Source organism: Pedobacter sp., from assembly GCF_039594775.1.
In the GTDB taxonomy this organism is placed as follows: Bacteria; Bacteroidota; Bacteroidia; order Sphingobacteriales; family Sphingobacteriaceae; genus Pedobacter.
The window spans coordinates 432,992-458,359 of record NZ_JBCNMT010000003.1; the positions used below are offsets into that span (position 1 = coordinate 432,992).

The window sequence follows — 25,368 nt, forward strand, 5'->3', positions numbered from 1 at the left end:
GCAAACACAAATTATATGTTGCAGAAATCATTACTTATGCTTTTTTTCCATAGATAAGGATACGTTTAAATGCATAGATTGCAGGTAGTTTAGTAAATTTTGCAGCTATTCTTATTTTAAACTCGTTAATTAATGCCTGTTTTTCTTCACCTTGTAAACGATCTAGATATGGAATTAGAGAAGTGCCCGAAATAAATTGATAAAGCGCTTCATGGTCTTCAGCAATAATGGGATATACTTTTTGAAAAATCTGGATATTAGATAGCCCATGATCAAAGAGGATTTGGGCATAATGGTCCATAGTTAATACTGGAGAGTCTCTATTCCAGTTTTTCAAATAGGAAACATAAGGCTCTTCCCTTACCAAATCAGACAAAATCTGGTTTAGGATATTTTCCTTTTGCACCGGCATTTGTATAGCCAATTGTCCACCTGAATTGAGCAAGCCTATCAATTGTGGGAATAAAGCTTCATGGTCATCTACCCATTGCAAGGCTGCATTGCTAAAAACAAGGTCCCATCGTTTAGCCAATTTCGCTTCGTCCTCAATACTACCTAGCTTAAAATGTAAGTCTTCATTTTCGAACCTTTTTGACTTTTCCAACATTTCTGTAGAAGCATCAACACCTACAAAGCTTGAACCTTCAAACTTTTGGCTTAATATAGCCGTTTGCTCTCCTGTGCCACAGCCTAAGTCGATGGCTTTTAAGTTTTGTGCGGGCGCTATCAGGTTGGCTAAATCATAAAATGGTTGATATCGAACATCTTTAAAGCTATCGTAAAGTTCAGGGTTCCAGGCCATAGTTTTCAATATTGAGTTTTTAACGATACAAATTTGCTAAATTTAATATATAATGGTCATCATCAAAACCCTCTTAATCGTGGCAAGGTTGCACCATTTTAAGACAAATTTTATTTCCGCCGTTGGCTTCTATGCTCATTTTGTGTAAAAAAGTAGATAATTTTCACCATTATAAATAGGAATATAGTGATAATTTAAAATATTCGATTTAATTTAACAGTCAATTAATCAGACACATACTTATTTTTTTAGGTTTTTTGCACAACATTTGCCCTACATCAATGGATTAAGGGGAGACAACATGGACATCAACTATCTAATCGAAAGCGGCCTATTGGAACAATATGCCAAACACCAATTGGACTGCAAACAAACAGTTGAAATTGAGGAACTATTACAAACTAGCCTTGAACTTGGAGAGGCTTTGGAAAAAATCTATATCCGATTGGAAGATAATAATGCTGGAAAAGCGGAAGACAATTAAGTGCAAAACCCAATTCTTTGTCGAACAGATAATGCTTTTATAAAAGTTCTTTTAAAAGTACTGATAGAGAAAATGCGCTAGCCAGTTCGTTTTTTATTGGTATTTCCCTAACACTTTTGAGCATTTAAACTAATTTCCGCTCACATCTTTCACACATCTGAAACCCAAATTGTTAGAAGCACTTGAGGTTTCGCCCTTGCCCCTGCTACCGGCTTTGTAACGGTTACAATATTCATCGCTGCATAAAAATGAACCGCCACGTTGTACGTGTTTTTCCAATCCAGGCTCATAGGGATCATAACTATCTGTAGGACCTTTAGGATTATCCTTGGGACTATTTTGGTAATAATCTGGGCGGTAATAATCACTACACCATTCCCAAACATTGCCTTCCATATCGTATAATCCAAAAGCATTGGCCGGATAGGATTTTACAGGTGCCAGGCCTATAAATCCATCGTCCTTACTATCCGCATCGGGAAACCTCCCCTGAAAGATATTAGCAACCCATTTACCTTCAGGCTTCAATTCACCGCCCCAATAATAAGGCTGTGCTTCTGCACCTGCTCTCGCAGCATATTCCCATTCTGCTTCTGTTGGCAATCTTTTACCCGCCCATTTGGCATATGCTTGGGCATCGTTATAGCTTATGTGTACTGCTGGTTTATTCGGTTCAATTCTTCGCCCATCACCAAATGGATTTTTCCAACTGGCGCCAGCAATGTATTTCCACCAATTAAGGGGATTGTCCAATGGAACTTTATGGTCTGGCGGACTAAAAACGGACGAGCCAGAAACCAGTTTCTCAAGGGGAACATTGGGATAATCTTTTGGATCGAGTTTTTTTTCGGCATCGGTAATATATCCTGTAGCTTTTACAAATGCCTCAAATTGCTCATTGGTCACTTCGTGTTCATCCATCCAAAAGCTGTTCACCTTAACCTGATGTACAGGCAATGCGTCCCCAAAGCTCTCATCTATAGCTCCCATGGCAAACTCATTGCCCTCGATCAAGACCATTCCATCTGCCGAACGTTGGATGGAATGGTGTGTTTTTTTCTTTTCAGCACTTTTATCTTTTGCTTCAAAATTACATGCCGACATTAAGACAATAGCACTGACCAGTAATCCATATTTGTAAGACATACTTTTCATATTTATGAGTTTAAAAATAGCCGAAAAATCTTGTAAAGATGATAATCCATTCCAAAAAGGCCATGCCTAAGGCTGCAGGTTTCCCCCGAATTTACCTCAACCCTATTGGCATGGTCAGTGTCTTCATCATTTAAATCACTTATTTTTTATAATAGTGTTTAATTTCCGCATATCGTTTAAGCGCTTCCAAATAATAGTAATCGGCATAAGCAAGCGGCGTATCTATTTCAGAGTTGAAAAGAAACGCTCCAACACTATGCTTCAATATAAAAAAGTTGTTTTCTCCTGGTTTAGCTAAATATTGGTCTCCTGAAAGTGATTTCAATATATCTTCTGCGTAATCCAAGTACTTTTTACCATCTTTTACCTGAGTGCTAAGTTCGATTAGAGCAGAAGCTATCACAGCAGCGGCCGAGGCATCACGGGGTGCTCGTTCACTTTTTACGTTGTGCACATCATAGTCCCAAACAGGTACCTTGTCTGCTGGAGTATTTGGATGGTTCATTATGTAGGCAGCAATTTTCTCAGCCTGAGCTAAAAATTTTTGATTTTTAGTGTTTTGATAACACATAGTGTACCCATACAATCCCCAAGCTTGACCACGTGCCCAAGCAGATTCATTAGTCAACCCTTGATGCGTTCCTTTTTGGAGAACAGCTCCTGTTTTTGGATCATAGTCTACCACATGATAAGAGCTATTATCCGCTCTAAAATGATTTTTGATGGTGGTAAGGGCATGGGTACTGGCTATATTTGTGTATTTAGGCTGGCGAAATTGTTGTGCAGCCCAGTACAAATACTCTAGGTTCATCATGTTATCGATAATTACCGGATACTTCCACTCTCCAAAATCCCAAGAACGGATAACACCAGTTACGGGACTAAAACGAGCACTTAAGTTTACAGCTCCTTGTTCAAGAACAGGCAGGTAGCCCTTATCTTTTGTAATACGATAGGCGTTACCATAAGAGCAATAGATCATAAAGCCCAAATCGTGAGTGTGGGTAAGATAACGAAGAGAATCGAGACCCAAAGTAAAACGTTTAGCGTCTTTGGCCAGCTTATCCTCACCAGTAAGTTCATAGCCGTACCATAAAGATCCTGGAAAAAAACCAGTGATCCAATCTTTATAATCTGCTAAGCGTGTAGATCCATCCGTATTTGTAGATCTAGGATTGAACCCCGGTTGATAGGCATCAGCCGCTGCCTTCAATTGTTGAGAAGCAACCTTTACTGATTTTTCCAGCCATTGAGGAGCTCCGGTAATGGGTTTGGGTTGCGCTTGCATTACAACGCTTGGAAAAAGAAAAGCGAATAAACAGATTGAAAATCGTAAAGTCATAATAGAAATATTAGGGCTTGTATATTTTTTGTTTTTGATGAATATTATATCACAAAAGTAGCCCTACACCAAATCTGACTGTTTAGGTTTTCGCTATAAATGTTTTGATTTTTGAAAATTCCATCTCACTGTCTACATCGATAATTAAATCCAATACTTTTAATGACTAGCAGTAAAAATATTGTTTTAAACTAGCTAGAGCGCTTGAGCAGCCCTATTCCGACGAACACCTTTTAGCATTCCAGAGAATTTCACAATTATCAAAAATCAATATTTTATTAGCAATAATTGAAAGTCATTGCTACACCCGTCAGCTAAATTTGACCTAAACTAACAACCTATATAAACTTTCTTTAACGAACGAGGTATGAAAAAACTATTACTACTATTGTTGATCACTGTAGGATGTACGGTCTTGTTAAAGGCCCAAAATCCAAACCTTATTAAAGGTACAGTTGTAGATGACACTTCCTTACCCATGGTAGGTGTAACCATTACCGTAAAGGGCACTAATAAAACTACAGTTAGCGACAACAACGGTCACTTTACCATTAATGCCAATCGCAACGGCGTATTGGTGTTTCAATTTATGGGCTTCCGTAAACTTGAACTTGCTTTAGATGGCAAAACAGAAATTAAAGCCACTATGCAAACGGATGATAAAATCCTTAACGAAATCGTGGTTGTAGGTTATGGTACCCAAAAGCGTAAAGACCTTACTGGCGCTATAGCATCTGTAAGCGGAGCCGAAATAGCAAAGGTTCCTGTTCAAAACGTTGCCCAGGCCTTACAAGGACGTCTTGCTGGCGTTCAGGTGACCATGTCTGACGGGTCTCCAGGAGCTAACCCATCTATTAAAATCCGCGGTGGAACTTCAATTACCCAAAGCAACGAACCGCTATACGTAGTTGATGGTGTACCGCAAACAGACGGCCTTGCTTTTCTAGATCCAATGGACATAGAAAGTATAGATATTCTAAAAGATGCTTCTTCAACTGCAATTTATGGTGCGAGAGGTGCCAATGGTGTGGTATTGGTTACCACAAAACAAATCAAAAGCGGAAAAGTAGCCATTAACTATGAAGGTTATGTTGGTGCAAAAAAGATAACGAATGAAATTCCAGTGATGAATGCCTACCAATATTTGCTGTTAGACTATGAGCGCTCACTTGGGAATGCCGCTTTAGAAACAAGTTTTGCAAACAGATACGGAGCTTTTGATCAGCTACAAGCCAATTATGGCAATAGACCAGGCAAAAATTGGCAAAAGGAAGTTTTTGGAAGCACCGTATATAATCAATACCACAAAGTTAGCTTAAACGGCGGCGGTGCAGAGACTAAATTCAACCTATTTTTCGCCAATAATAGCGATGAAGGAATCATGATCAATAGCGCCTCAAAAAAGAATATTGGAAAACTAACCTTAAACCAAAAAGTTGGTCAAAACCTTACGGTTAACACCATTGTCAATGTATCAAATCAAAAAATAACCGGGCTTCCCCCTACCGAAGGTGGTAATGCAAGACTTGCCGTATTGCAAACCTTACTGCAATATAGACCAGTAAACTCGCTCAATGCCGATGACGACCAGCTTTTGGACCTACAAACAGACCCATTTGAGGATTCAGGCTCACCAGCTTTCCAAAGTCCTATTGTGAGTGCACAAACCAGGTTGAGAAACCGTATCATCAATACGCTAAATGCGAATACAAGCGTACAATATAAATTGAGCAAAAGATTAACTTATCGTGGCTTAGTTAATTATACACTTAAAGACAATAAATATAAGGAGTTTAATGAAGCCAGGTCTATTGTAGCCATACGTAGTGGAGGACCATTCGGCAGCATCAGCGATGCCAAAGATATCCGATTTAACTACAACAACACCCTTACTTACAGTCAAAACTTTGCTAAAGAACACAAATTAGATTTAACGGCTGGGCAAGAATACATCTACAATTACAGTGAAAATTTCCGTGCCAGTGCATCTAATTTCCCTGCAGTAAATAACGGATGGGATAATCTTTCATTAGGTACCGTAGTAGGTGTGCCAAGCTCTTATGCCGAAGACGATAAGTTGCTTTCATTCTTCGGAAGATTAAATTATTCTTATGGAGATAAATATTTATTAACCGCTACCCTACGTGCCGATGGATCCTCAAAATTTGGCATAAACAATCAGTGGGGCTATTTCCCATCAGTGGCCTTGGCTTGGCGTTTAATCAATGAAGATTTCATGAAAAAAGCGCCTGTATTTTCCGACCTTAAATTACGTGTAAGTTATGGACAATCAGGAAATAATCGTATTCCAAACTACACCGCATTAGGTAACTATACTACTGGATTGTATCCAATCAACAATACCAATGTACTGTCTGCCTTCCAGAATAACCTTCCAAATCCATTTCTGCAATGGGAAGCTAACGAATCGGTCAACGTGGGCTTAGATATGGGTTTCCTAAAACAACGTATCACCCTAACTACCGAATGGTATGATAATCGTTCAAAAAACCTATTATTTGATGTTCGCATACCCGGTAGCACAGGATTTTCAAGTCAGTTTCAAAACATTGGAAAAACATCTAGTAAAGGTTTAGAATTCACATTAAATACGGTTAACATTACCGGTAATGGATTTAACTGGAGCACTAACTTTAATATTGCCTTTAATAAAACCAAGGTTTTGGAGCTCAGCGAAGGCGAAACTTTTAAAATTGTACCTAGTTACACCACCATCAACGATTTTATATTACAGGTTGGAAAGCCAGTGGGCACCATGTATGGATACCTCACTGACGGCTTATATCAGGTAGGCGATTTTGATTTCAATTCAACAACCAATACCTATACCTTGAAAAGCGGTGTGTTAAGAGATAATCGTACCGTACAACCTGGTTACCAAAAATTCAAAGACATTAGCGGCCCTAATGGCGTTCCAGATGGGGTAATTAGCGATGCCGACCGTACCATCATTGGAAATGCAAACCCTAAATATACAGGTGGTATTGGCAACTCTTTCAGCTATAAAGGAATTGATTTGAGCGTGTTTTTGAACTTCTCCGTAGGTGGAGATATTTATAATGCCAATGTACTTAATAATTCGGCTTTAAGCAACCAATATAAAAATAGCTTACAGCGTTTTGCCAATAGATGGACAACCATTAACGCGGCAGGTGCACGTGTAACCGACCCAACAGAATTGGCGGCCTTAAACGAAGGGAAAACGGTACCATCATATGTAGGAATTGTCTCTGACAGACCATATAACACCCTTATCGAGGATGGTTCCTTTCTACGTATCAACAATGTAAGTTTGGGCTATACTTTTCCAAAAGAACTGATACAAAAAATAAAGCTTAGCAATGCCCGCATTTACTTTACAGCTTACAATCTTCATGTTTTCACGAAGTACTCTGGTTACGACCCAGAAGTAAGTACAGTAAATAATGCCATTACACCAGGTGTAGATTTCAGTGCCTATCCAAGAGCAAAATCTTTTGTCTTTGGACTTAATTTAACATTGTAGCCTTAAACGATTCACAACCCAAATTGGATAAAAACCATAAAAAACTATTTTTATGAAACAGAAAATATTTACACACCGAGTTTTAATATTTTTATCGGTGATCTCTTTTTCCATTTGTTCTTGCAAAAAAGCATTGGAAACAACCCCTTATTCTTTTTTTGGCAGCGAGAATTTTTATTCGAGTACCGCAGAAGCAGAAATGGCCACACTAGGCGTTTATTCTTCTGCATCTACGTGGGCTGCTTACGGTTGGTACATTCCGCAAGTATTAGATAATGATAGTGATATCAGCCAAATTTCTGGCAACTCGGCCGATAGCTGGCGAGTAATCCCACATTATACCGGCATCCCAGAAACCGATATCTATTCATCAACATGGAACGTGTTATACCAAGGTATTGACCGTGCAAATGTGGTGATTGAGAGGATCCCTAAAATGACTTTGTATACCAATGGTACTGCCCAAGAAAAAGCAAAGTTAGACCAGTATTTAGGCGAAGCCAAATTTCTGCGTGGCTTCTATTATTCGGAATTGGTTCGTATGTGGGGCGATGTACCATTTAAAACAAAGAGTTCGGCCGTAGGTGATGATATCAAAAACCCATTGGTAGACCGATATAAGATATACGAACAAATTACCAAAGATATGTTGGAAGCAGCCGAAGCATTGCCCCCTACCTCGCCAACAAGCGAACGTGCTACTAAATGGGCAGCCAAAGCATTATTGGCCAGAATATCGCTATTTGCAGGCGGTTATTCTTTACGTGCCGATGGTCAAATGAAACGTCCCGACAACTATAAAGAATATTATGCAGTAGCCCGCCAGCAGATCAACGACATTATGGCTACCAACCCTTACAAACTGAACGCCAGCTATCCTCAAGTATTTATTAATCAATGTAAACATCTACTTGAGCCTACTGAAAGCATTTTTGAAATCGCATTTTTCTCGCTCACTGGTGGCGGAGGCGAGACACCAAACAGCTCTCGTATAGGTTTTTGGAATGCCCCTACTACTGCAGCGGGCGTTTATGCCTCAACAAATTTAAGGCAAGCTACTATAAGACCTTTTTATGAGCTATTTCAAGATGGAGATTTTAGAAAAGATTTTGCAGTAGCAAGGTACAGCATCAATGCGACAGGCAGCCGTCAATACCTAACTACCGGTACCGGAGACCAAAATTGGGCACCTGGAAAATGGAGTAGAGAATACCAAACAAATAGCCCAACAGAAAACGTAAATACCAACATCAACTATGTTGTAATGCGCTACTCCGACTTGCTGTTAATGCGTGCAGAGGTAGAAAATGAATTAAATGAAGGTCCGAATAGCACGGCACTAGATGCCATTAACCAGGTAAGAAGACGTGCTTATGGATTAAATATGACAGGTAATAGCATTGCCTTAACTGTTACCAACGGTGGAGCGGGCTACACAGCCAATCCAACTATAGAAATTACAGGTGGTGGTGGAAATTATGCCTCAGCGGTAGTAGCCACCAGAACCTCAAATAGAATTGCTACACTTACTTTAAACAATGGTGGTTATGGCTATACTTCGGCCCCAACTGTAACCATAACAGGCGGTAATGGCTCTGGAGCAGTAATTACAGCAAGTTTGGTGACCAAGCCAAGCACCAGTGCGGTAGATATACCTACGGGATTAAACAAACAGCAATTTTTCGACATTCTGGTAGATGAACGTGCAAAAGAACTTTGCTTTGAAGGCATGCGTAGGGCCGATCTAATTCGCTGGAATCTATTGGGAACAAAGATTGCCGAGACGCTGGTTAAAGTAAGAGCCATCAGAGCAACTTACCCATACCTTGCCGGAACCAATTTCGTAGTTGGAAAGCACGAACTTTTTCCATTCCCACAAAATGAAATGGATGTAAATACGGCCATAAAAAGACAAAATCCAGGATGGCGTTGATATAAGTAAAGTAAATCTAGGAGGTTATTTACCAAATAGTGTTAACTCTGGTACTAAACGATGATACAAAATGACAAGATATATCTATAAAACATTTACATGTATATTTATAGCCACAGGCCTATTTGCTCAAAAGCCAAATACCGCTGTAACAACACTACCAAATGCGGTGATTGAAGAGTGGCGAATAACAGCGCAACCCAACAATGTAACGGTAAAAACAAATCCTCCTAGTTTACTTTGGGCATCGGAAAAAAAGAATAGCGGCAGAAACGTACGATACAAAATTTATCTGAGCCAAGACGCTGCTTTCCCTAAAAACAAAACCATAGAAAGTAAGCCACAGCAATACTGCTTTTTCAACCCGCACCAAAAAATGGCTGTAGGTAAATGGTATTGGAAATATGAGATCATTGCAAGTACAAAAATAGAAACAAGGGGCGTTTACTCCTTTTTAATCGACCCCTCGGCAAACAACTTTGAAACGCCTAGCTTTGACCAGTTTCTGAGCAATATTACCAAGCAGCACCCAAGGGTGATGAACCAAGGAAGGGATATGGAGCAAATTAGAAAAGATGCACCTTCGCATCCTTTGTATAAAAGCATCATCGCATCAGGAGAAAAAGCGCTAAAAATGTCTGTATATACTGGTAGTGTAATAGGCAAAACGCCAGCAGAGGAAAGAGCCTTGAATATCAAAGCAGGAAAAGAACTTGATATTTATCAAAATCTGCTCGAAGCCTATGTTTTATCGGGTAACAAAGAGATGTTGGAGAAAATAAGGGAAAGGATGAACATATTGCTCACCTGGCCTACCGACGATCTTTTAGGTTCTAAGGTAATGATTGCACTGGCAAAAGGATACGATGTACTTTACGCCAATCTTTCTAAAAAAGAGAAAGATGACCTATTAAAAGTAATAGCCAAACAGCTACAGCATGGCCTTAATGATTGGCCTGGCCTAATTGAAGCCAGACATGTAGAAAATCACTTTTGGCAAATGGAACTTGCCGGAAATTTTATTGCGGCGCTTGCCACCGCACATGAGTTGCCCGAAAGCCATGCCATGCTTGAATATACCTACGAACTCTTTTTGGGTCGTTTTCCTAACCTAGCTACACAAGAAGGCGGCTGGTCTGAAGGTATTGGCTATTTTGGCGTGAACAAATTGGCCATGGTAGATATGGCCATATTAATGAAAAAAATAGGCAAAGTCAATGTATTTAACATGCCTTGGTATAAAAATCTGGCCGACTATTTTCTTTATTTCGCTCCAGTTGATGGCAGGATTTCTGGCTTCGGCGATATGCACGACCGCGTGTACTACGGCAATGTAGGTCATGAAATGATGTTGACCGTTGGAGAAGAAAACCGTGATGCCAAAGCCCTATATCGTTTATCGGCCCTACTACAATCGAAAAAACAAGGACAAGAAAGAGAAGAAGAACAACCCCCCAGTAAGTCTTTACAAAAGGTAGAACCATGGTATCAAATTGTAAATAATATACGCTTTGATGCAAGTAAAGTAGCTGCGCCTCAAAATGTACCTCAAGCTAGACTATTTGAGGGTGTAGGCGAAACCGCCATGCATACCAACGTGCTCAACAGCGCTGATAATACAGCGGTATATTTTAGATCCTCTCCTTTTGGCGCCAAAGGCCATATGCACGCCAACCAAAACAGCTTCAATATTTCCCGCAAAGGCGAGCCGGTGTTTTATTCTACAGGTTACTATACTTCTTTTGCCGATCCACATTCCTTAAGTTCCTACCGACATACCAGAGCGCACAATGGCATTTTGGTAAATGGTATGGGACAAGCTTTTGGACATGAAGGCTATGGCTGGATCAAACGTTTCATTAATGGCGAAAACATCAGTTATGTATGTGGTGATGCCACCATAGCCTACAAACCAATTTTAGATAAACAGTTTATAGATCTTTTGTCACAAAACAACATCAAACCAACACCCGAAAATGGCTATGGAGATGCCAAGCTAAAGTTATTCGAAAGGCATTTAGTGTTTTTAAGGCCAGGTACCATTATTATTTACGATGTATTAGAATCTGAACAGCCCTCGGAATGGACATTTTTACTACATACCATGGATAAGCCCGAGCTCAACAATCAAAAGCTGCTTACCTTAACTAGTGGCTCCAATTATGCCGAAGCTTTTGTAACGGGATCCACTAAACTAACGGCAACACTCACCGATCAGTTTTTTTCGCCAGCTATTGACTTTAAAAAGAAATATAAATCTGTTAAAAATCAATATCACCTATCCTATCAAACAGAAACGAAATCAAAAAACATGCGCTTTATGGCTGTACTACAATTAAACGACGCTGGTAAGCTCGTAGAAAAAGTAGTTAAAGTAAACGATGGCATATACCAAATAGGCGATATCAAAATAGAAGCGCAACTAGATGCAACAAAGCCTCCTATGCTTTTAGTGAAAAAAGGAGATGAAACACTGAATATCAAAGCTAACAACACTGTACTTGAAGAAACAATTAAAGGGAAAAAACGAGTAGTGTCCGCTGCTAATATTCCTTTATCCGAGGTATTACAGTAGTCTCAGACAAAACAACCTTCAAGAATATTTTTTAACGAAAACAGAATAAATATGAAAAAATCCGCAAAGTTCCTCTTGCCCCTATACCTCATGTTAGTAAGTTTAATGGCTTGCAACGGGGAAAAGAAGGAAACAGCTAAACGTCCCAATATCCTGATGATCATGTCGGATAACCAATCATGGAATCATGTAGGGGCTTATGGCGATAGCATTGTACGCACCCCAAATATGGACAAACTAGCTAAAGAAGGCGTACAATTTGAAAATGCTTTTTGCAGCTCACCATCTTGTACCCCAGCTCGTGCGGCCATGTTGGCGGGACAGGACACGTGGAGATTGAGAGAAGGTTCGAACCTATGGAGCATCATGCCCACGCAATATAAAATTTATACCGACCTTTTAGAATCAGATGGTTATCAAGTGGGTTTTCAAGGCAAAGGTTGGGGCCCCGGAAGCTTCGAAGCTAATGGGCGCAAACATAATCCCGCAGGTCATCCTTTCAACAGTTTCAGTGATTTCTTACAAGTAAAGAAAAACAATCAACCTTGGTGTTATTGGATCAGTAGCCACGAGCCTCATCGCCCTTACAGCGTAGGTTCTGGTACTAAGGCTGGTATCGACTCAAATCGTGTAAAGGTACCAGGTTATTTGCCAAACGTACCAGCTGTAAGAGGTGATATTGCCGATTATTATGCAGCCATAGAACAGTTTGATAGGGAACTAGGACAAGCATTAGCTGAGTTGAAAAAAAGCGGCGAGCTCGAAAACACCGTGATTGTGGTATGTAGCGATAACGGATGGCAAATGCCACGTGGATTGGCTAATCTTTACGATTTCGGCACACACGTACCGCTAATCATTTCATGGCCTGGCAAATTTAAACAAGGTTTGATCACCGACCATTTAGTTACCTTAAATGACCTTGCTCCTACTTTTCTGGAACTGGGAAAGGTAGCTATACCTAAAGAAATGACCGGCAAAAGCTTGTTGCCAATTGTGCAAAAAGATACAGAAGCACCAAATCAACGTGAATTTGTGGTTTTGGGACGCGAAAGACATGCTTTTGTTCGCCAGTATGGTTTAGGTTACCCAGGCAGAGCCATACGAACCAAAGACTTCTTATTGATAAAAAACTATGAATCCAACAGATGGCCGGCTGGAGACCCTCCTTTTTATGGCGATATAGACCCTTACATGCTTAATTGGCCTGGCGAGACCAAATATTATATCATGGAGCATAAAGATGACCCTAAGGTTAAACGTTTTTTTGATTTGGGAATGGGGAAACGTCCAGAAATAGAATTGTTTGACATCAAAAATGACCCCGATGAATTACGTAACCTTGCCAATGAACCGAAATATGCAGCCATAAAAGCTGATTTACTTAAAAAGATGGATAACTATCTGATCCAAACCCAAGATCCACGTTCAGTTGCTGGCGACACCAAGGTATGGGATACTGCTCCTTACTTTAGCGAGGTTGACAAAAAACCAAAACCTAGCAAAGAAATGCAAAAACGTTTTAAATTGGACACTGCATACGATTATCTAAAATAAATTACCATGCAGGAGAAATTTGCAATAGGGATAGATGTGGGCGGCTCTTCGCTGAAGTGCGGTGTAGTAGGCCAAAATGGTGAAATTGTACACTCATTTCTGCAAACCTTAGAAGAAATTAGCACAGAAGAAGATGTGATTACAGCAATTGCAGATGCGGTGTCGCGATGTGCAATAGCCGTAAATAATTCGGTGGAAGGAATAGGGATTGGTTTTCCCGGTATTGTAGACCAAAATGTGGTGATTGGCGGTGCCGATAATCTTCCGGGTTTTAACAACCTTCCCCTAGCCCAAATCCTCGAAGCAAAAACAGGTTATCCTGTATGGATAGACAATGATGCGAACATGATGGGCTACGGTGAATTGAAATATGGCGCCGCCAATGATAGTGAAAATATTGTATTCCTTACCGTTGGAACCGGTATTGGCGGAGCCATTCTCATTAATAGGGAAATATTTGGCGGCCACCAAAATCGCGGTGCAGAGTTAGGTCATATCATCATTAACCATGGAGGCAAACCCTGTAGCTGTGGCGCTAAAGGATGTTTTGAAGCTTATGCCTCCATATTGGCCCTAATCGAAGATTTTCGTGATGCTGGTGGAACTGTTGCCGAAGGAGATAAAATAAACGGACGGAGCATTGTTGCAAAATATCGCGAAGGCGATTCCATAGCTAAAGCTACCCTACAACAACATTTTGACTATATGGCTACCGGTATTGCCAGTTTGGTCAATGTATTCAGTCCACAAAAAGTAGTCGTGGGTGGCGGTATTAGCGAAGCTGGCAGTTTTTACATAGATGAAATCAAATCTCGTGTACTTCGTATTGCGATGCCCGCGGCCGTACAATATACCAATATCGTTGCGGCTACCTTAGGTAACAAAGCAGGCCTATTAGGCTGTGCTGCAAAAGTATTTGACCACGTAAAAAACTAAAAACCTAGACTGAAACTTTTAAATCATCAGCGTTTTATGAAATACAGGAATACATTCATCATTAATATGCTATTATTAGGCATATTAACCTTCAGTTACGCAGTTAAAGCACAGCAGCCCAATATTGTCATTATTATTTCCGATGACCATGCTTATCAAACCATTGGTGCCTATGGAAGTAAATGGGCGCCAACCAAAAACATTGACCGATTGGCTAAAGAAGGAGCAATTTTCACCAAAACTTATGTAACAAACTCCATTTGTGGGCCTAGCAGAGCAGCTATCCTTACTGGAAAATATAGCAACAAAAATGGTTTCAAGGATAATGAAAATTCCAATTTCAACTTTAATCAGGACAACTTTGCCAAAGAGTTGCAAAAGGTAGGCTACCAAACGGCTTGGATCGGTAAAATGCACTTGGGCAACAATACTCCACAAGGCTTTGACTATTATAGTATCCTACCCGATCAGGGACGCTATTACAACCCCGATTTTATACAAATGGATAATACCAAGAAGAAATTTCAGGGATATGTAACGGATATTATTTCGGAGGAAGCTGAAAAATGGATGAAAAAGCGTGACGATTCGAAACCATTTTGCTTGGTTATTGGCCATAAAGCTACCCACCGCACTTGGATGCCAGCTTTGGAAGACCTTGGTCGATATGACAGCATAAAATTTGAGTTGCCGAACAATTTTTACGACGACTACAAAACCCGTAAAGCCGCTGCCGTACAAGATATGAGCATTGAAAAAACAATGACCCTACGCAATGATTTGAAGATGTACGATGGTCAACCGCTGAACCATTCGGGTGATATTAGTGACATGACCGAAGATCAGCGAAAACAGTGGCATGCCTATTACGACAAAATAAAAATGCAGTTCGAAAAGGAAAAACCAACTGGTCGTGCGCTTACCGAATGGAAATACCAACGCTACATGAAAGACTATTTGTCTACAGCGGCCTCACTTGACCGTAACATTGGCAAAACATTGGAGTATTTGGATAAAAGCGGACTGGCAAAAAACACCATCGTCATCTACCTTTCAGATCAAGGATTTTATATGGGCGAACATGGTTGGTTTGATAAACGATGGATGTATGAGCAGTCCTTTCGTACACCAATGCTCATGCGCTATCCAGGAGTAGTAAAACCTAGTACCAGTATTGATCAACCTCTTCTAAATATCGATATCGCTCCTACGCTTTTACAAGCAGCTGGCGCAGTGGTACCAACTGAAATGCAAGGGCTTTCTTTCCTCCCTTTATTAAAAAAACAACGATATACTGCCCGTGATGCCATCTATTATCATTACTACGAAAATGGTGAACATGCCGTATCTCCACATTTCGGAATTAAAACCAATAGATATAAACTGATACGATTTTACAAAAGAGTGGAGAGTTGGGAATTGTTTGACCTTCAAAACGACCCTGATGAACTACACAACATTTACGACAGTAAGACTGCTGCACCTATTGTAAAAGAAATGAAGGCAAAACTAAATGCTTCAATTAAGCAGTACCAAGATACAGAAGCAGAAAAAATCCTAAACACAGCAATAAAAAATTAAAGATTCATGAGACAGAGAAGTAGCTTTTTGGTGGGTGTTATACTAATTATTTGGTTTGTAATTTCATTTGTAACCAATATACTGGGCCCGTTGATGCCCATCATTATCGAAACTTATCAACTAAGCCTCACCATGGCAGCTTTCCTACCCTTTTCCTTCTTTCTGGCCTATGGTGTAATGTCAATACCCGCTGGGGTGATGATAGAAAAGCTGGGCGAAAAAAAATCAATGCTGATTGCTTTTTCACTCAATCTCATAGGAACATTACTTTTTGCCTTTAACCCACAATACAGCATGGCCCTTGCTTCGCTGTTCATTATTGGTATTGGCATGGCCATGTTACAGGTAATCATCAACCCACTGATGCGCACTGCCGGTGGTGAAGAAAATTTTGCTTTTTACTCCGTAATGGGGCAACTGGTTTTTGGATTGGCTTCATTTGTAAGTCCTTTTGTGTACGCTTACCTCATGAAAGCACTGGGTGGACAATCGCCCAACAATCCCCTGCTCGGCGCATTAAATTCCCTAGTAAAAAATGGATTGCAATGGACAGCCCTGTATTGGCTATTTGGCTTTATCTTTCTGTTCATGCTTGTATTGCTCAGTCTAATAAAAATACCACGTGTAGAATTAAAAGACGATGAAAAAGCCGGCACAGCCTCAGCATATATAGAACTGCTAAAACAAGGCAGGGTATGGTTCTTTTTTTTGGGCATTGTAGCCTATGTAGGTACAGAACAATCATTGGCCAATTGGATGTCTGAATTTTTAAAACGCTACCATGGTGCTAACCCAGATACTGTTGGCATTAATGCGGTAGCATGGTTTTGGGGATTGATGACCATAGGTTGCCTATTGGGGCTTGTTGTTTTAAAATTATGGGATTCGAAATTAGTATTAAAACTAGCCGCCGCTCTATCTGCCATTGCCCTTACCATAGCCTTATTCGGTAGTCAACACATTGCCCTTTACGCATTCTCCGTATCAGGATTCACTATTTCTGTGATGTTTTCTGTGGTGTTCTCATTAGCGCTCAATTCTTTAAGTAAACATCACGGTGCATTTTCGGGTATCCTTTGTTCAGGCATTTTTGGTGGGGCACTGGTTCCGTTTGTGGTAGGATTTATTGGAGATCTAATCGGCTTACGTTACGGATTAATGTTCCTTTACATTACACTAGGATATATTTTTTTACTGGCTTTATATGCTCGTCCATTGGTAAATAATAAAACGGTAAAGCTTAAGGATGTATTTAAAAGAGGTTAAGAAACTGTTTAAATTTCGGTCGAGCTTTTTACTTGTCAGTCTGAGCTTGTCGAAGACTACTTATTAGATGATGTTTCGACAACTTGTCCCGAATAATCGGGAAGCTCAACATGACACCTGTGTTTTATGAAAAAGAAATTTAAACAGTTTCTAAATAGCTTCAATTTAATTATAAGCTATCCCATTATTTTTCAAAAAAGTTTGATGTATATTCACCCTTGTTGAAGATTTGTATACAAAAGATTGATCAGGAAAATTTATATATGTTGTTCGTTGATATTGTTCCTTTGCAGCAATGTCGCTTTCGGTCAGGGAGATGCCAGAAATTTCAGGAGCATTTCGGTTGACAAAGGCCTATCACAAAGCACGGTATATACAGTTGCACAAGACCCACTAGGTTTTATTTGGATGGGTACACAAGATGGTCTAAATCGTTACGACGGCAAAGGCTTTACCGTATTTCGTCCTTCAAAATCAGACCCTAACAGCATCCAATCTTACAATATTCGTTGTCTGGTTACAGACAAAAAAGGAAGATTATGGATAGGTGGCAATGAAGGTGTAAGTTTGTACGACTACCATACCAATCGGTTTACAAATTATCGGCTGAAAGCTAAACCCGGAGAATGGTTCATCAGTTCAATTATCGAAACCAAAGACGGCACCATATGGGCAGCGGGAACTACGGGAGAATTATTTAAATTAGAACCAACGGACAATCAGTTTCGTCGCCTAAAACTTTCCTCTCCGGGATACCGTATTTCGGAAATTTATAGCCTCTGTGTTTGGGAAAATCAACTATTATTGGGCACCGGAAAAGGCATGTGGGCACTCAATAGCTCAAACAGCTCTATTAAGCCAATTAAAACGGGCATGGACCAGTTCAGAATCCTTGTTATATTTCCCGATGGCAACGACTTTTGGATAGGTTCTCAAGGGGGCGGTGCAAGCAAACTTAACGCCAAGGATTTAAGTTTTGTTAATTATAACAATAGAAACGGAATACCTGGTTTAATTAGTGATGAAGTACGAAGTATAGGAAAAGATGCGGGGGGAAATATTTGGATGGGTACGTTCAAGGGCCTTTCTATATTAAATACTAAGCAACAGTTTGAAAACTATTATCACCAACCATATGTACCTACAACCATCAGCCAAAATTCTATTCGATGCATTTATAGAGATCATCAAATGGGCATGTGGTTGGGCACTTTCTATGGAGGTGTAAATTATTACCATAAAAACGAAATTAGCTTTAACCTCCTAGGGCAAGGAACTATCAAAACTGCCCTTAATGATAACGTAGTTAACGTAATCAAACAGGATGGTTATGGTAATTTCTGGATTGGCACCAATGATAAGGGCTTAAACTATTGGAACCCTTCCAAACGTTCTATCTCCTACTTCACGGTAGACGATCAGTTAAGCTCAAATAACATCAAATCCATCGCTTTTGCCAATAACGGCAATGTGCTATTAGGTACTCACAACGCGGGTTTAAATGTACTCGACCCGCGAACGAAGAAAGTAACGGTCTACAAAAATATTGCTGGCAATTCCTCTACCATATCAGACAATATGGTTTATGCCCTGCTTAAAGATCATGCTGGACGTATTTGGGTGGGAACAAGATCTGGAGGATTAAATTTATTTGACGATGTCAACAAAGGGTTTAAAACCATCAAAGTTGATAGACAGGGCAAGAGTTTCACTTCAAACGAAATCACTTACCTTCTCGAAGACAGTAGGCATCGCATTTGGGTAGGAACGTCAAATGGGGTAAATATTTTCTACCCAGACAACATGACTATCGAGCAGCTTTCTCCGGCTTTGCTAAGTAGCGAGATCGTCAACTTTATTGCCGAAGATAAAGAAAAACGAATCTGGGTTGGAACCAGGGATGGGCTAAATCTTTTTGACGAAAACAATAAGACGTTCGTTACCTACGAAAAACGCAACAATTTGCCAAAAGGAAATATCAATGCCATTTTAAACGATGCCAAGGGGGATCTATGGATCACTACCAATACCAGTTTAATCAAATACAACCCAACTTCTGGAAAACGTCAGGTTTTCGATTCAAATGATGGTCTGCAAAATCGTCAATTTACCCTATCTGCTTCCTGTGTAGCTGCCAATGGCATGATGCTGTTCGGGGGAATTGATGGCGTAACCTATTTTTATCCCGAAGAACTCAATCAGAATTCCCTAAAATTAAAAGTGACCCTTACCGGTTTGGAATTGTTCAACAATACCGTCACTCCAAAAGATAGTACAGGAATTCTTAACGAGCATATCGACCAAACTTCTTCCCTACAGTTCAACCACGAGCAAAAGCAGTTTTCTATTTTATTTAATACGTTCAATTATATTTCCACGAATAGAACAACCTATTTTTATAAACTACAAGGTTTCGATAAGGATTGGCAAGAGACAAGAGGCACTTCAAAAGCTACATACACTAACTTACAGCCGGGAAATTATACATTTTATGTAAAAGCCGTAGGTCCTTTGGGTGAGCTTAGCCCTGTTCGTACGCTATCTATCAAAATAAATCCCATATGGTATAAAAGCTATTGGTTCTATTTTATACTTGTAGTGGTGATCATAGCCGCCACCATATTTTTATATCGGGTACTTACCGAACGTTTACGTGCATTACACCAATTAAAGGTAGAACGCATCCAACAGGAAAAAATAAAATACATCAACCAGCTTAAAACGGATTTCTTTACCAATGTTTCTCACGAGTTACGGACACCACTTACGCTCATTATGGCCCCACTCGAAGAACTTTCAACAGCTCCGGTAGACAGCAATAGACTTCAAGAGCTTTGCAAATTGATGCTCATGAGCACCAAACGCCTTTATCAATTGGTCAATCAACTTTTTGAGTTTCGCAAGGTAGAAATGGGTACAAGGAAATTAAGAGTCGACAAAACTGATTTGGTAGCCTTTACAGAAGATGTATATGTTTCATTTAAGCCATTGGCCGAAAAAAATGAGGTTAAATATCTTTTTGAAAGCCAAATTGATAAATTGGATGTCTTTTTTGACAAGGATGCATTGGCAAATATCCTTTACAACCTACTTTCAAACGCCTTTAAATATACCCCGCCTAACCATAGCATTACCATTCGCTTGTATGTAGCCAACGAAAATGTGGTATTGGAAATTGAAGACACTGGCATTGGAATGGAGAAAAAACATCTGGAAAGAATTTTCGACCGTTTTTATCAAATTGATGGGCAGCAAACCAATTTGGGATCTGGTGTTGGCCTCGCCTTTACGAAAAATCTAGTGGAACTGCACCATGGGCAAATTGAAGTAAAAAGTGAGCTCGGAAAAGGATCAATTTTCAGAACTTCCCTACCTATCAACGACAGTGCATATGCCGATGATGAACGTGTAGAAGCAGCCATGTGGCATAATGACAAACCCCAGCTCAATATTCCTGTAGAACAGCCTGCTTTTAACAACACGGCAGACAATTCAAAAGAAGGCCAAAAAACAATCATGCTTGTTGACGATAATCATGATATCATTGATTATCTAAAAAACTATTTTGGCACAAAATATAACCTCCTACTGGCCAACAGTGGTCTGCAAGCCATTGAACTTCTAGAAAACCATCAGCCTGACCTGATCATCAGCGATGTGATGATGCCAGAAATGGATGGACTTAGTTTCTGTAAGCACATCAAACAACATATAGAAACCAGTCATATCCCTGTTATCCTATTGACAGCCAAAAACGAAAGGGCCCAGCAAATGGAAGGGTTTGATCATGGCGCTGATGATTACCTAACCAAACCATTTTCTATTTCGTTATTAGAAGCTAAAATTACGGCGGTTTTAAGATTAAGGCAAAACATTAAAGACTACTACGCAAGTTCAAAAAAGGTTGAACCAGAGAAGATTGCTGGCAATCCACTTGATCAGGAGTTTTTAACAAAAGCCATTAAAATTATTGAAGACAATTTAAACGAATACGACTTCTCAGTTAATAAACTAAGCCAAGAACTCAATATGAGTCGTGCAAATGTTTACCTAAAAATCAAAGCACTTACAGGCGAGTCAATCTCATTATTCATTAAACGTATAAAGTTCAAAAAAGTGGTGAGCTTACTTGAAACAAGAAGATACACCATATCCGAAATTTCCTATATGTGCGGTTTCAATAGTCCCTCGTATTTTTCAACTGCGTTTAAGCAATTCTTTGGATGTATGCCAACAGAATATCTTGAGCGAAAAGAGGAGTTATAGCTTATTTTCAAATACAATTTAGCTAAAAAGATAGTCTGAATTAAAGTAAGGATAAAGATTTTAAGTAAAAGCCATTCCTTGAAAAAATCAAAGCTCGATCTACATCCTTAACAGAATCATTAACAAGCATTTTGCATTTTTCACCTTAAATATTCCCTAAAAAAACGAAGCAAATCTAAAATCAATGTATCATGTCACGTTCATATTTTTTGCGTGTCTATTATAATAGTTTTTTATCAAATTGAAATACGTTGAAAATACATTTTTACACCCCGGAAAATGATATATTAAAACAGTTCATAGAAGGTTATTATTTCCTTAATGATAATGGAAATGAGGCAGATACGAGCTATATGACTTTCCCAAACAACTACTGCATTGTTTCTGTAAACCTTAATTCTACAATCAAACTCGATAAAAATGAAATATTGATCCAACCATCTTATGATTATAAAATCAATTCAAGTTTCGCCTATCATTATATAAACCCAATAAAAGTAAATTATGAAAGTCCCTTCCAAGAGATTACCATTTACTTCAAACCGCTCGGGATTAATTATTTTGTAGACAATCTGGAAGCCATGTTCTCTCAAAAAAAGATGACAGAATTTATACCCCAATTTTCAGATTTTAAGGATGAAATGAACAAAATTTTTCACATTGATGAAAGACCGTTGCAAATAATAGCCCTTGAAAATTACTGGTTATCAAAATTGACAACGAAAGACCTAACATTCATGAAAGCTATTTTATTAGACATTGAGTCCAACATCAAAATAGCCAACATTGCCAAAAAACATCACATTTCCAGAAAGCACTTAAACAATTTAGTTCGGAAGTACTTAGGAAAGTCTCCAGTAGAGTACAGAAAAATATTCCGGTTCAGAAACGCAATAATTAAATATCAAACATCAAAAAGCCTGACTGAACTGTCGTACGAGAATCTTTTTTTCGATCAAGCTCACCTTATTAAGGATTTTAAATCTTTCACTAAAATCAATCCAAATCTTTTCTTTAAAAATGTAAATACGGCCAATAAAAATGTTTGGCTTTTTACTTAGTTGGTAACATTTTTACAATTTCGATAATTTTTTCTAAGGTTACTTTGTTCGGAGATTTACCTCTTATGGTAAGTATTGGTTTTCAAAACATTAATCTTAAAGTCAATTGATATGAAAAAAATAAAATTTGCACTAGTCATCACCTTCGCTATTCTTTTCGCCAGCCTAAAAAGCTTTTCGCAGCTATCTTCTTTTAAGATTGATTCGCTGATGAAAGAAGCAATAACTAAACTAAAAGTAGCTGGAGCTGCAATAGCTGTTGTAAAAGACGGGAAAGTGATCCATCTAAAAGGCTATGGAGTAAGCTCGGTTGATACAAAACAATTAACCAATGAATTTACAAACTTCCAGATTGCTTCTAATAGTAAAGCATTTACAACGGCTGCATTGTCCATATTGGTCGACGAAGGCAAAATTAAATGGGATGATAAGGTAAAGGATTACATTCCAGAGTTTAAAATGTACAATGAATATGTAACCGACAACTTTAATATAGTTGATTTGCTAACTCATAGAAGTGGCCTTGGGCTTGGAGCTGGTGATTTGACTTTTTTTCCGGATGGATCAGATTTTACTGCAAAAGATATAACCACGATTTTCAAGAATTTCAAACCAGTATCAGCATTTAGAACAAAATACAATTATGATAACCTACTCTATATTATTGCGGGCGAAGTTATTAAAAGAGTAAGTAAAACAAGTTTTGAAGACTTTATTCAAAAACGCATTTTCCTACCCTTACAAATGAGCAACTCATTTGTTGGCGATTCTCTAATCAATGAAATAAAAAATCTGGCAACACCACATTCAACAGCAACGGGCACTTTAAAAACAATTAATCGTTTCAATATTGGAATGATCAGCCCCGCAGGCGGTATATATTCTAATGTAAATGATATGTCAAAGTGGATGATCATGCAGCTCAACAAGGGTAAGTATGGAAATGATTTGAAGTCTTCTTTATTCTCTACAGCAAATAGTGCCAAAATGTGGACGATACAAACGGTATTACCCAACTACGTATCTGAAAGATATAATACTCATTTTAACGGATATGGTTTAGGTTGGCTCCTGAACGATGTAAAGGGGAATTTGGTGGCTATGCACACTGGGGGTTTGCCAGGCATGCTCTCACAAGTAACTTTAGTCCCTGATTTGAATTTAGGCATTGTAGTATTAACAAATACTGAAAGTGGTGGCGGAAGCCTTGCTTTCGCAATTACACGGGCAATTACGGATAGCTATTTTGGCTTGGACGATGCAAATTGGATTGATAACAGGGCAAGAAATCTTATAAAAAACGTAAGTAATGCTGATGGAGTAACGAAGAAAGTTTGGGAAAAAGTAGACTCCGTAAAGAATATCAAAATTAAAACTGAGGATTACATAGGGATGTATGAAGACAAATGGTTTGGGAAAATGGAGATTTTTATGAAGGGAAAGCAGCTTTGGATTAGAAGCTTACGTTCACCGAAATTAAATGGCCCTATGTATTTTTATGATAGGAATATCTTTGCCATAAAATGGGAATACCGAGATATGAACTGCGATGCATTTGCTACTTTTTCTTTTACAGAAAAGGAAAAAGCTCGATCTTTCAAAATGAAAGGAATTTCACCATCTATCGACTTTAGTTTTGATTTTGGTGATTTAGATCTGATTAGAATAAAATAAATTTCTTATTACACAATTGATACCATCAAGCTATCTTCAGCAATTTAAATTGCTGAAATCCGGAATTGACATAGGAGAATAACTTTTCAATACTAATTTAAAGTATTGAAAAGTATTGGATATAATAAGAGCTCAACCCCAATCCCCTATCCTGCTGATTTGTAAAATCTTAAGAAGAAATCCTTTGAGCGGGCTTAACAGCAATTAAAACGATAATCTTTAATAAAAGAAGGACTTTGAAGTATTCAAAGTCCTTTTAACTCCTTTAGCAGGTTTATTTGAGCAGTACCGAGCATGGGAAATTCTTTGAACCACTTTTAAGGTTTTTAGAAATTTCGGAAAGCTAAATGTTTATTAAACTACAGTATATCCAGATCAGAAGCAACGTAAAAGCTTGGAACCAGTGGACGAAAACCCGTCCATTTTCTCAGCTTGGCACTATCCATCGTCCCCTCAAAGGGATCATTTAATACTGTAGGTGCATTATCGAACACATCACCCACCTTGCCAACAGATTCTGCAAGTTCATATAAGGTGATGGGAGCATCATCAGCAATATTGAATATTTGACCATTTAATCCATCCAATCGCAGCAATAACATTAAACCCTGCGCTACATCTAAATGGTGTACCATGTGCATTCTATATCCTGCAGGACGTCCCCACTTTTTGAGTATCGGCATAATTTCATCAATATGTGGATCTTTGTCGCCATATACAAAACCCAAGCGCAGTATCCTTACGTCTAAATTCATGGTCAGCAATTCTTGTTCGGCAGCTATTTTACTGGCTGCATAAGCCCTTGGATCATTTATATCCACTAGGTCGTTTTCCTTTGCTGGATGACCGTAGCCCGACCCATACACATTACTGGTACTGACAAAAACAAATCGTTTTACGCCGGCACCAACAGCGGCATTGGCTAAAGCTATGGTGCCTGAATGATTGGTTTTAATAATGCCCTCGTCATCTGTAAAGGTTCTGAATAAGGCTGCTAGATGAATAATTGCATCTATACCTTCTACTGCCGCTGGCAGACTTTCTGGTTCAAACAAATCGCCAACCACATATTTGGTGCCCGGAATGGCCTGGGCTGCATTCCGTATTAATATCGTAACATCATAGCCCTTGGCTATTAGGCGGGGAACAAACCTGCTCCCTACTTTTCCTGTTGCTCCTGTAACTAAAATTTTCATACCCAAAGTTCGTT

At 39.1% G+C, this 25,368-nt stretch carries 15 protein-coding genes; 11 read left to right on the forward strand and 4 right to left on the reverse strand.

Features of this window, described 5'->3' with window-relative positions; all coding sequences use genetic code 11:
* Positions 1-34: 34 nt before the first annotated feature.
* Positions 35-802: a methyltransferase domain-containing protein gene (locus ABDV71_RS11355; protein ID WP_343532597.1), complete on the reverse strand. Its 768-nt coding sequence runs from the start codon at positions 800-802 to the stop codon at positions 35-37.
* 268 nt (positions 803-1,070) lie between these two features.
* Between ABDV71_RS11355 and ABDV71_RS11360 the strand changes: the two genes are divergently transcribed.
* Complete coding sequence (locus ABDV71_RS11360; RefSeq protein ID WP_343532599.1) at positions 1,071-1,286, forward strand: hypothetical protein; 216 nt, start codon at positions 1,071-1,073, stop codon at positions 1,284-1,286.
* Between the two features lie 129 nt (positions 1,287-1,415).
* Here ABDV71_RS11360 and ABDV71_RS11365 read toward each other — a convergent pair whose 3' ends face one another.
* Together ABDV71_RS11365 and ABDV71_RS11370 are read right to left on the reverse strand one after the other, a co-directional pair.
* Positions 1,416-2,441 carry a formylglycine-generating enzyme family protein gene (locus ABDV71_RS11365; protein ID WP_343532600.1) on the reverse strand — a complete coding sequence of 342 codons (1,026 nt, stop codon included), beginning with the start codon at positions 2,439-2,441 and terminating at the stop codon, positions 1,416-1,418.
* A 139-nt stretch (positions 2,442-2,580) separates the two neighbouring features.
* Positions 2,581-3,729 carry a glycoside hydrolase family 88 protein gene (locus ABDV71_RS11370; protein WP_343532601.1) on the reverse strand — a complete coding sequence of 383 codons (1,149 nt, stop codon included), beginning with the start codon at positions 3,727-3,729 and terminating at the stop codon, positions 2,581-2,583.
* A gap of 421 nt (positions 3,730-4,150) precedes the next feature.
* Between ABDV71_RS11370 and ABDV71_RS11375 the strand changes: the two genes are divergently transcribed.
* From ABDV71_RS11375 to ABDV71_RS11420, 10 genes are all read left to right on the forward strand, one after another.
* Positions 4,151-7,309: a TonB-dependent receptor gene (locus tag ABDV71_RS11375; protein WP_343532603.1), complete on the forward strand. Its 3,159-nt coding sequence runs from the start codon at positions 4,151-4,153 to the stop codon at positions 7,307-7,309.
* Between the two features lie 52 nt (positions 7,310-7,361).
* Positions 7,362-9,242 (forward strand): RagB/SusD family nutrient uptake outer membrane protein, encoded by a 1,881-nt coding sequence (locus ABDV71_RS11380; protein ID WP_343532605.1) that lies wholly within the window; start codon positions 7,362-7,364, stop codon positions 9,240-9,242.
* 70 nt (positions 9,243-9,312) lie between these two features.
* Positions 9,313-11,817: a DUF4962 domain-containing protein gene (locus ABDV71_RS11385; RefSeq protein ID WP_343532606.1), complete on the forward strand. Its 2,505-nt coding sequence runs from the start codon at positions 9,313-9,315 to the stop codon at positions 11,815-11,817.
* A 51-nt stretch (positions 11,818-11,868) separates the two neighbouring features.
* Positions 11,869-13,374, forward strand: a complete 1,506-nt coding sequence (locus ABDV71_RS11390; RefSeq protein WP_343532608.1) for a sulfatase — start codon at positions 11,869-11,871, stop codon at positions 13,372-13,374.
* Positions 13,375-13,380: 6 nt separating this feature from the next.
* On the forward strand, positions 13,381-14,310 hold the full coding sequence (locus ABDV71_RS11395; RefSeq protein WP_343532610.1) for an ROK family protein: 930 nt from the start codon (positions 13,381-13,383) through the stop codon (positions 14,308-14,310).
* Positions 14,311-14,346: 36 nt separating this feature from the next.
* A complete protein-coding gene (locus ABDV71_RS11400) occupies positions 14,347-15,891 on the forward strand; it encodes a sulfatase (RefSeq protein ID WP_343532612.1) in 1,545 nt (514 codons plus the stop codon).
* A gap of 6 nt (positions 15,892-15,897) precedes the next feature.
* The gene (locus tag ABDV71_RS11405; protein ID WP_343532614.1) at positions 15,898-17,157 is read left to right on the forward strand and encodes an MFS transporter; all 1,260 of its coding nucleotides are present in this window, start codon (positions 15,898-15,900) and stop codon (positions 17,155-17,157) included.
* Positions 17,158-17,430: 273 nt separating this feature from the next.
* Complete coding sequence (locus tag ABDV71_RS11410) at positions 17,431-21,423, forward strand: two-component regulator propeller domain-containing protein (RefSeq protein ID WP_343532616.1); 3,993 nt, start codon at positions 17,431-17,433, stop codon at positions 21,421-21,423.
* A 251-nt stretch (positions 21,424-21,674) separates the two neighbouring features.
* Positions 21,675-22,484 carry a helix-turn-helix domain-containing protein gene (locus tag ABDV71_RS11415; protein ID WP_343532618.1) on the forward strand — a complete coding sequence of 270 codons (810 nt, stop codon included), beginning with the start codon at positions 21,675-21,677 and terminating at the stop codon, positions 22,482-22,484.
* Between the two features lie 111 nt (positions 22,485-22,595).
* A complete protein-coding gene (locus ABDV71_RS11420) occupies positions 22,596-24,158 on the forward strand; it encodes a serine hydrolase (protein WP_343532620.1) in 1,563 nt (520 codons plus the stop codon).
* A 359-nt stretch (positions 24,159-24,517) separates the two neighbouring features.
* On the opposite strand, the gene ABDV71_RS11425 is transcribed toward ABDV71_RS11420, so the two are convergent.
* Complete coding sequence (locus ABDV71_RS11425; RefSeq protein WP_343532622.1) at positions 24,518-25,354, reverse strand: NAD(P)-dependent oxidoreductase; 837 nt, start codon at positions 25,352-25,354, stop codon at positions 24,518-24,520.
* Between the last annotated feature and the right edge of the window lie 14 nt (positions 25,355-25,368).

Excerpts from the sequence above, each read along its gene's own strand:
- ABDV71_RS11390 (WP_343532608.1), top strand. The coding sequence starts at position 11,869 with ATGAAAAAATCCGCAAAGTTCCTCTTGCCCCTATACCTCATGTTAGTA.
- ABDV71_RS11375 (WP_343532603.1), top strand. The coding sequence starts at position 4,151 with ATGAAAAAACTATTACTACTATTGTTGATCACTGTAGGATGTACGGTC.
- ABDV71_RS11420 (WP_343532620.1), top strand. The coding sequence starts at position 22,596 with ATGAAAAAAATAAAATTTGCACTAGTCATCACCTTCGCTATTCTTTTC.
- ABDV71_RS11370 (WP_343532601.1), bottom strand. The coding sequence starts at position 3,729 with ATGCAAGCGCAACCCAAACCCATTACCGGAGCTCCTCAATGGCTGGAA.
- ABDV71_RS11400 (WP_343532612.1), top strand. The coding sequence starts at position 14,347 with ATGAAATACAGGAATACATTCATCATTAATATGCTATTATTAGGCATA.
- ABDV71_RS11385 (WP_343532606.1), top strand. The coding sequence starts at position 9,313 with ATGACAAGATATATCTATAAAACATTTACATGTATATTTATAGCCACA.
- ABDV71_RS11425 (WP_343532622.1), bottom strand. The coding sequence starts at position 25,354 with ATGAAAATTTTAGTTACAGGAGCAACAGGAAAAGTAGGGAGCAGGTTT.
- ABDV71_RS11405 (WP_343532614.1), top strand. The coding sequence starts at position 15,898 with ATGAGACAGAGAAGTAGCTTTTTGGTGGGTGTTATACTAATTATTTGG.
- ABDV71_RS11395 (WP_343532610.1), top strand. The coding sequence starts at position 13,381 with ATGCAGGAGAAATTTGCAATAGGGATAGATGTGGGCGGCTCTTCGCTG.
- ABDV71_RS11365 (WP_343532600.1), bottom strand. The coding sequence starts at position 2,441 with ATGAAAAGTATGTCTTACAAATATGGATTACTGGTCAGTGCTATTGTC.
- ABDV71_RS11355 (WP_343532597.1), bottom strand. The coding sequence starts at position 802 with ATGGCCTGGAACCCTGAACTTTACGATAGCTTTAAAGATGTTCGATAT.
- ABDV71_RS11380 (WP_343532605.1), top strand. The coding sequence starts at position 7,362 with ATGAAACAGAAAATATTTACACACCGAGTTTTAATATTTTTATCGGTG.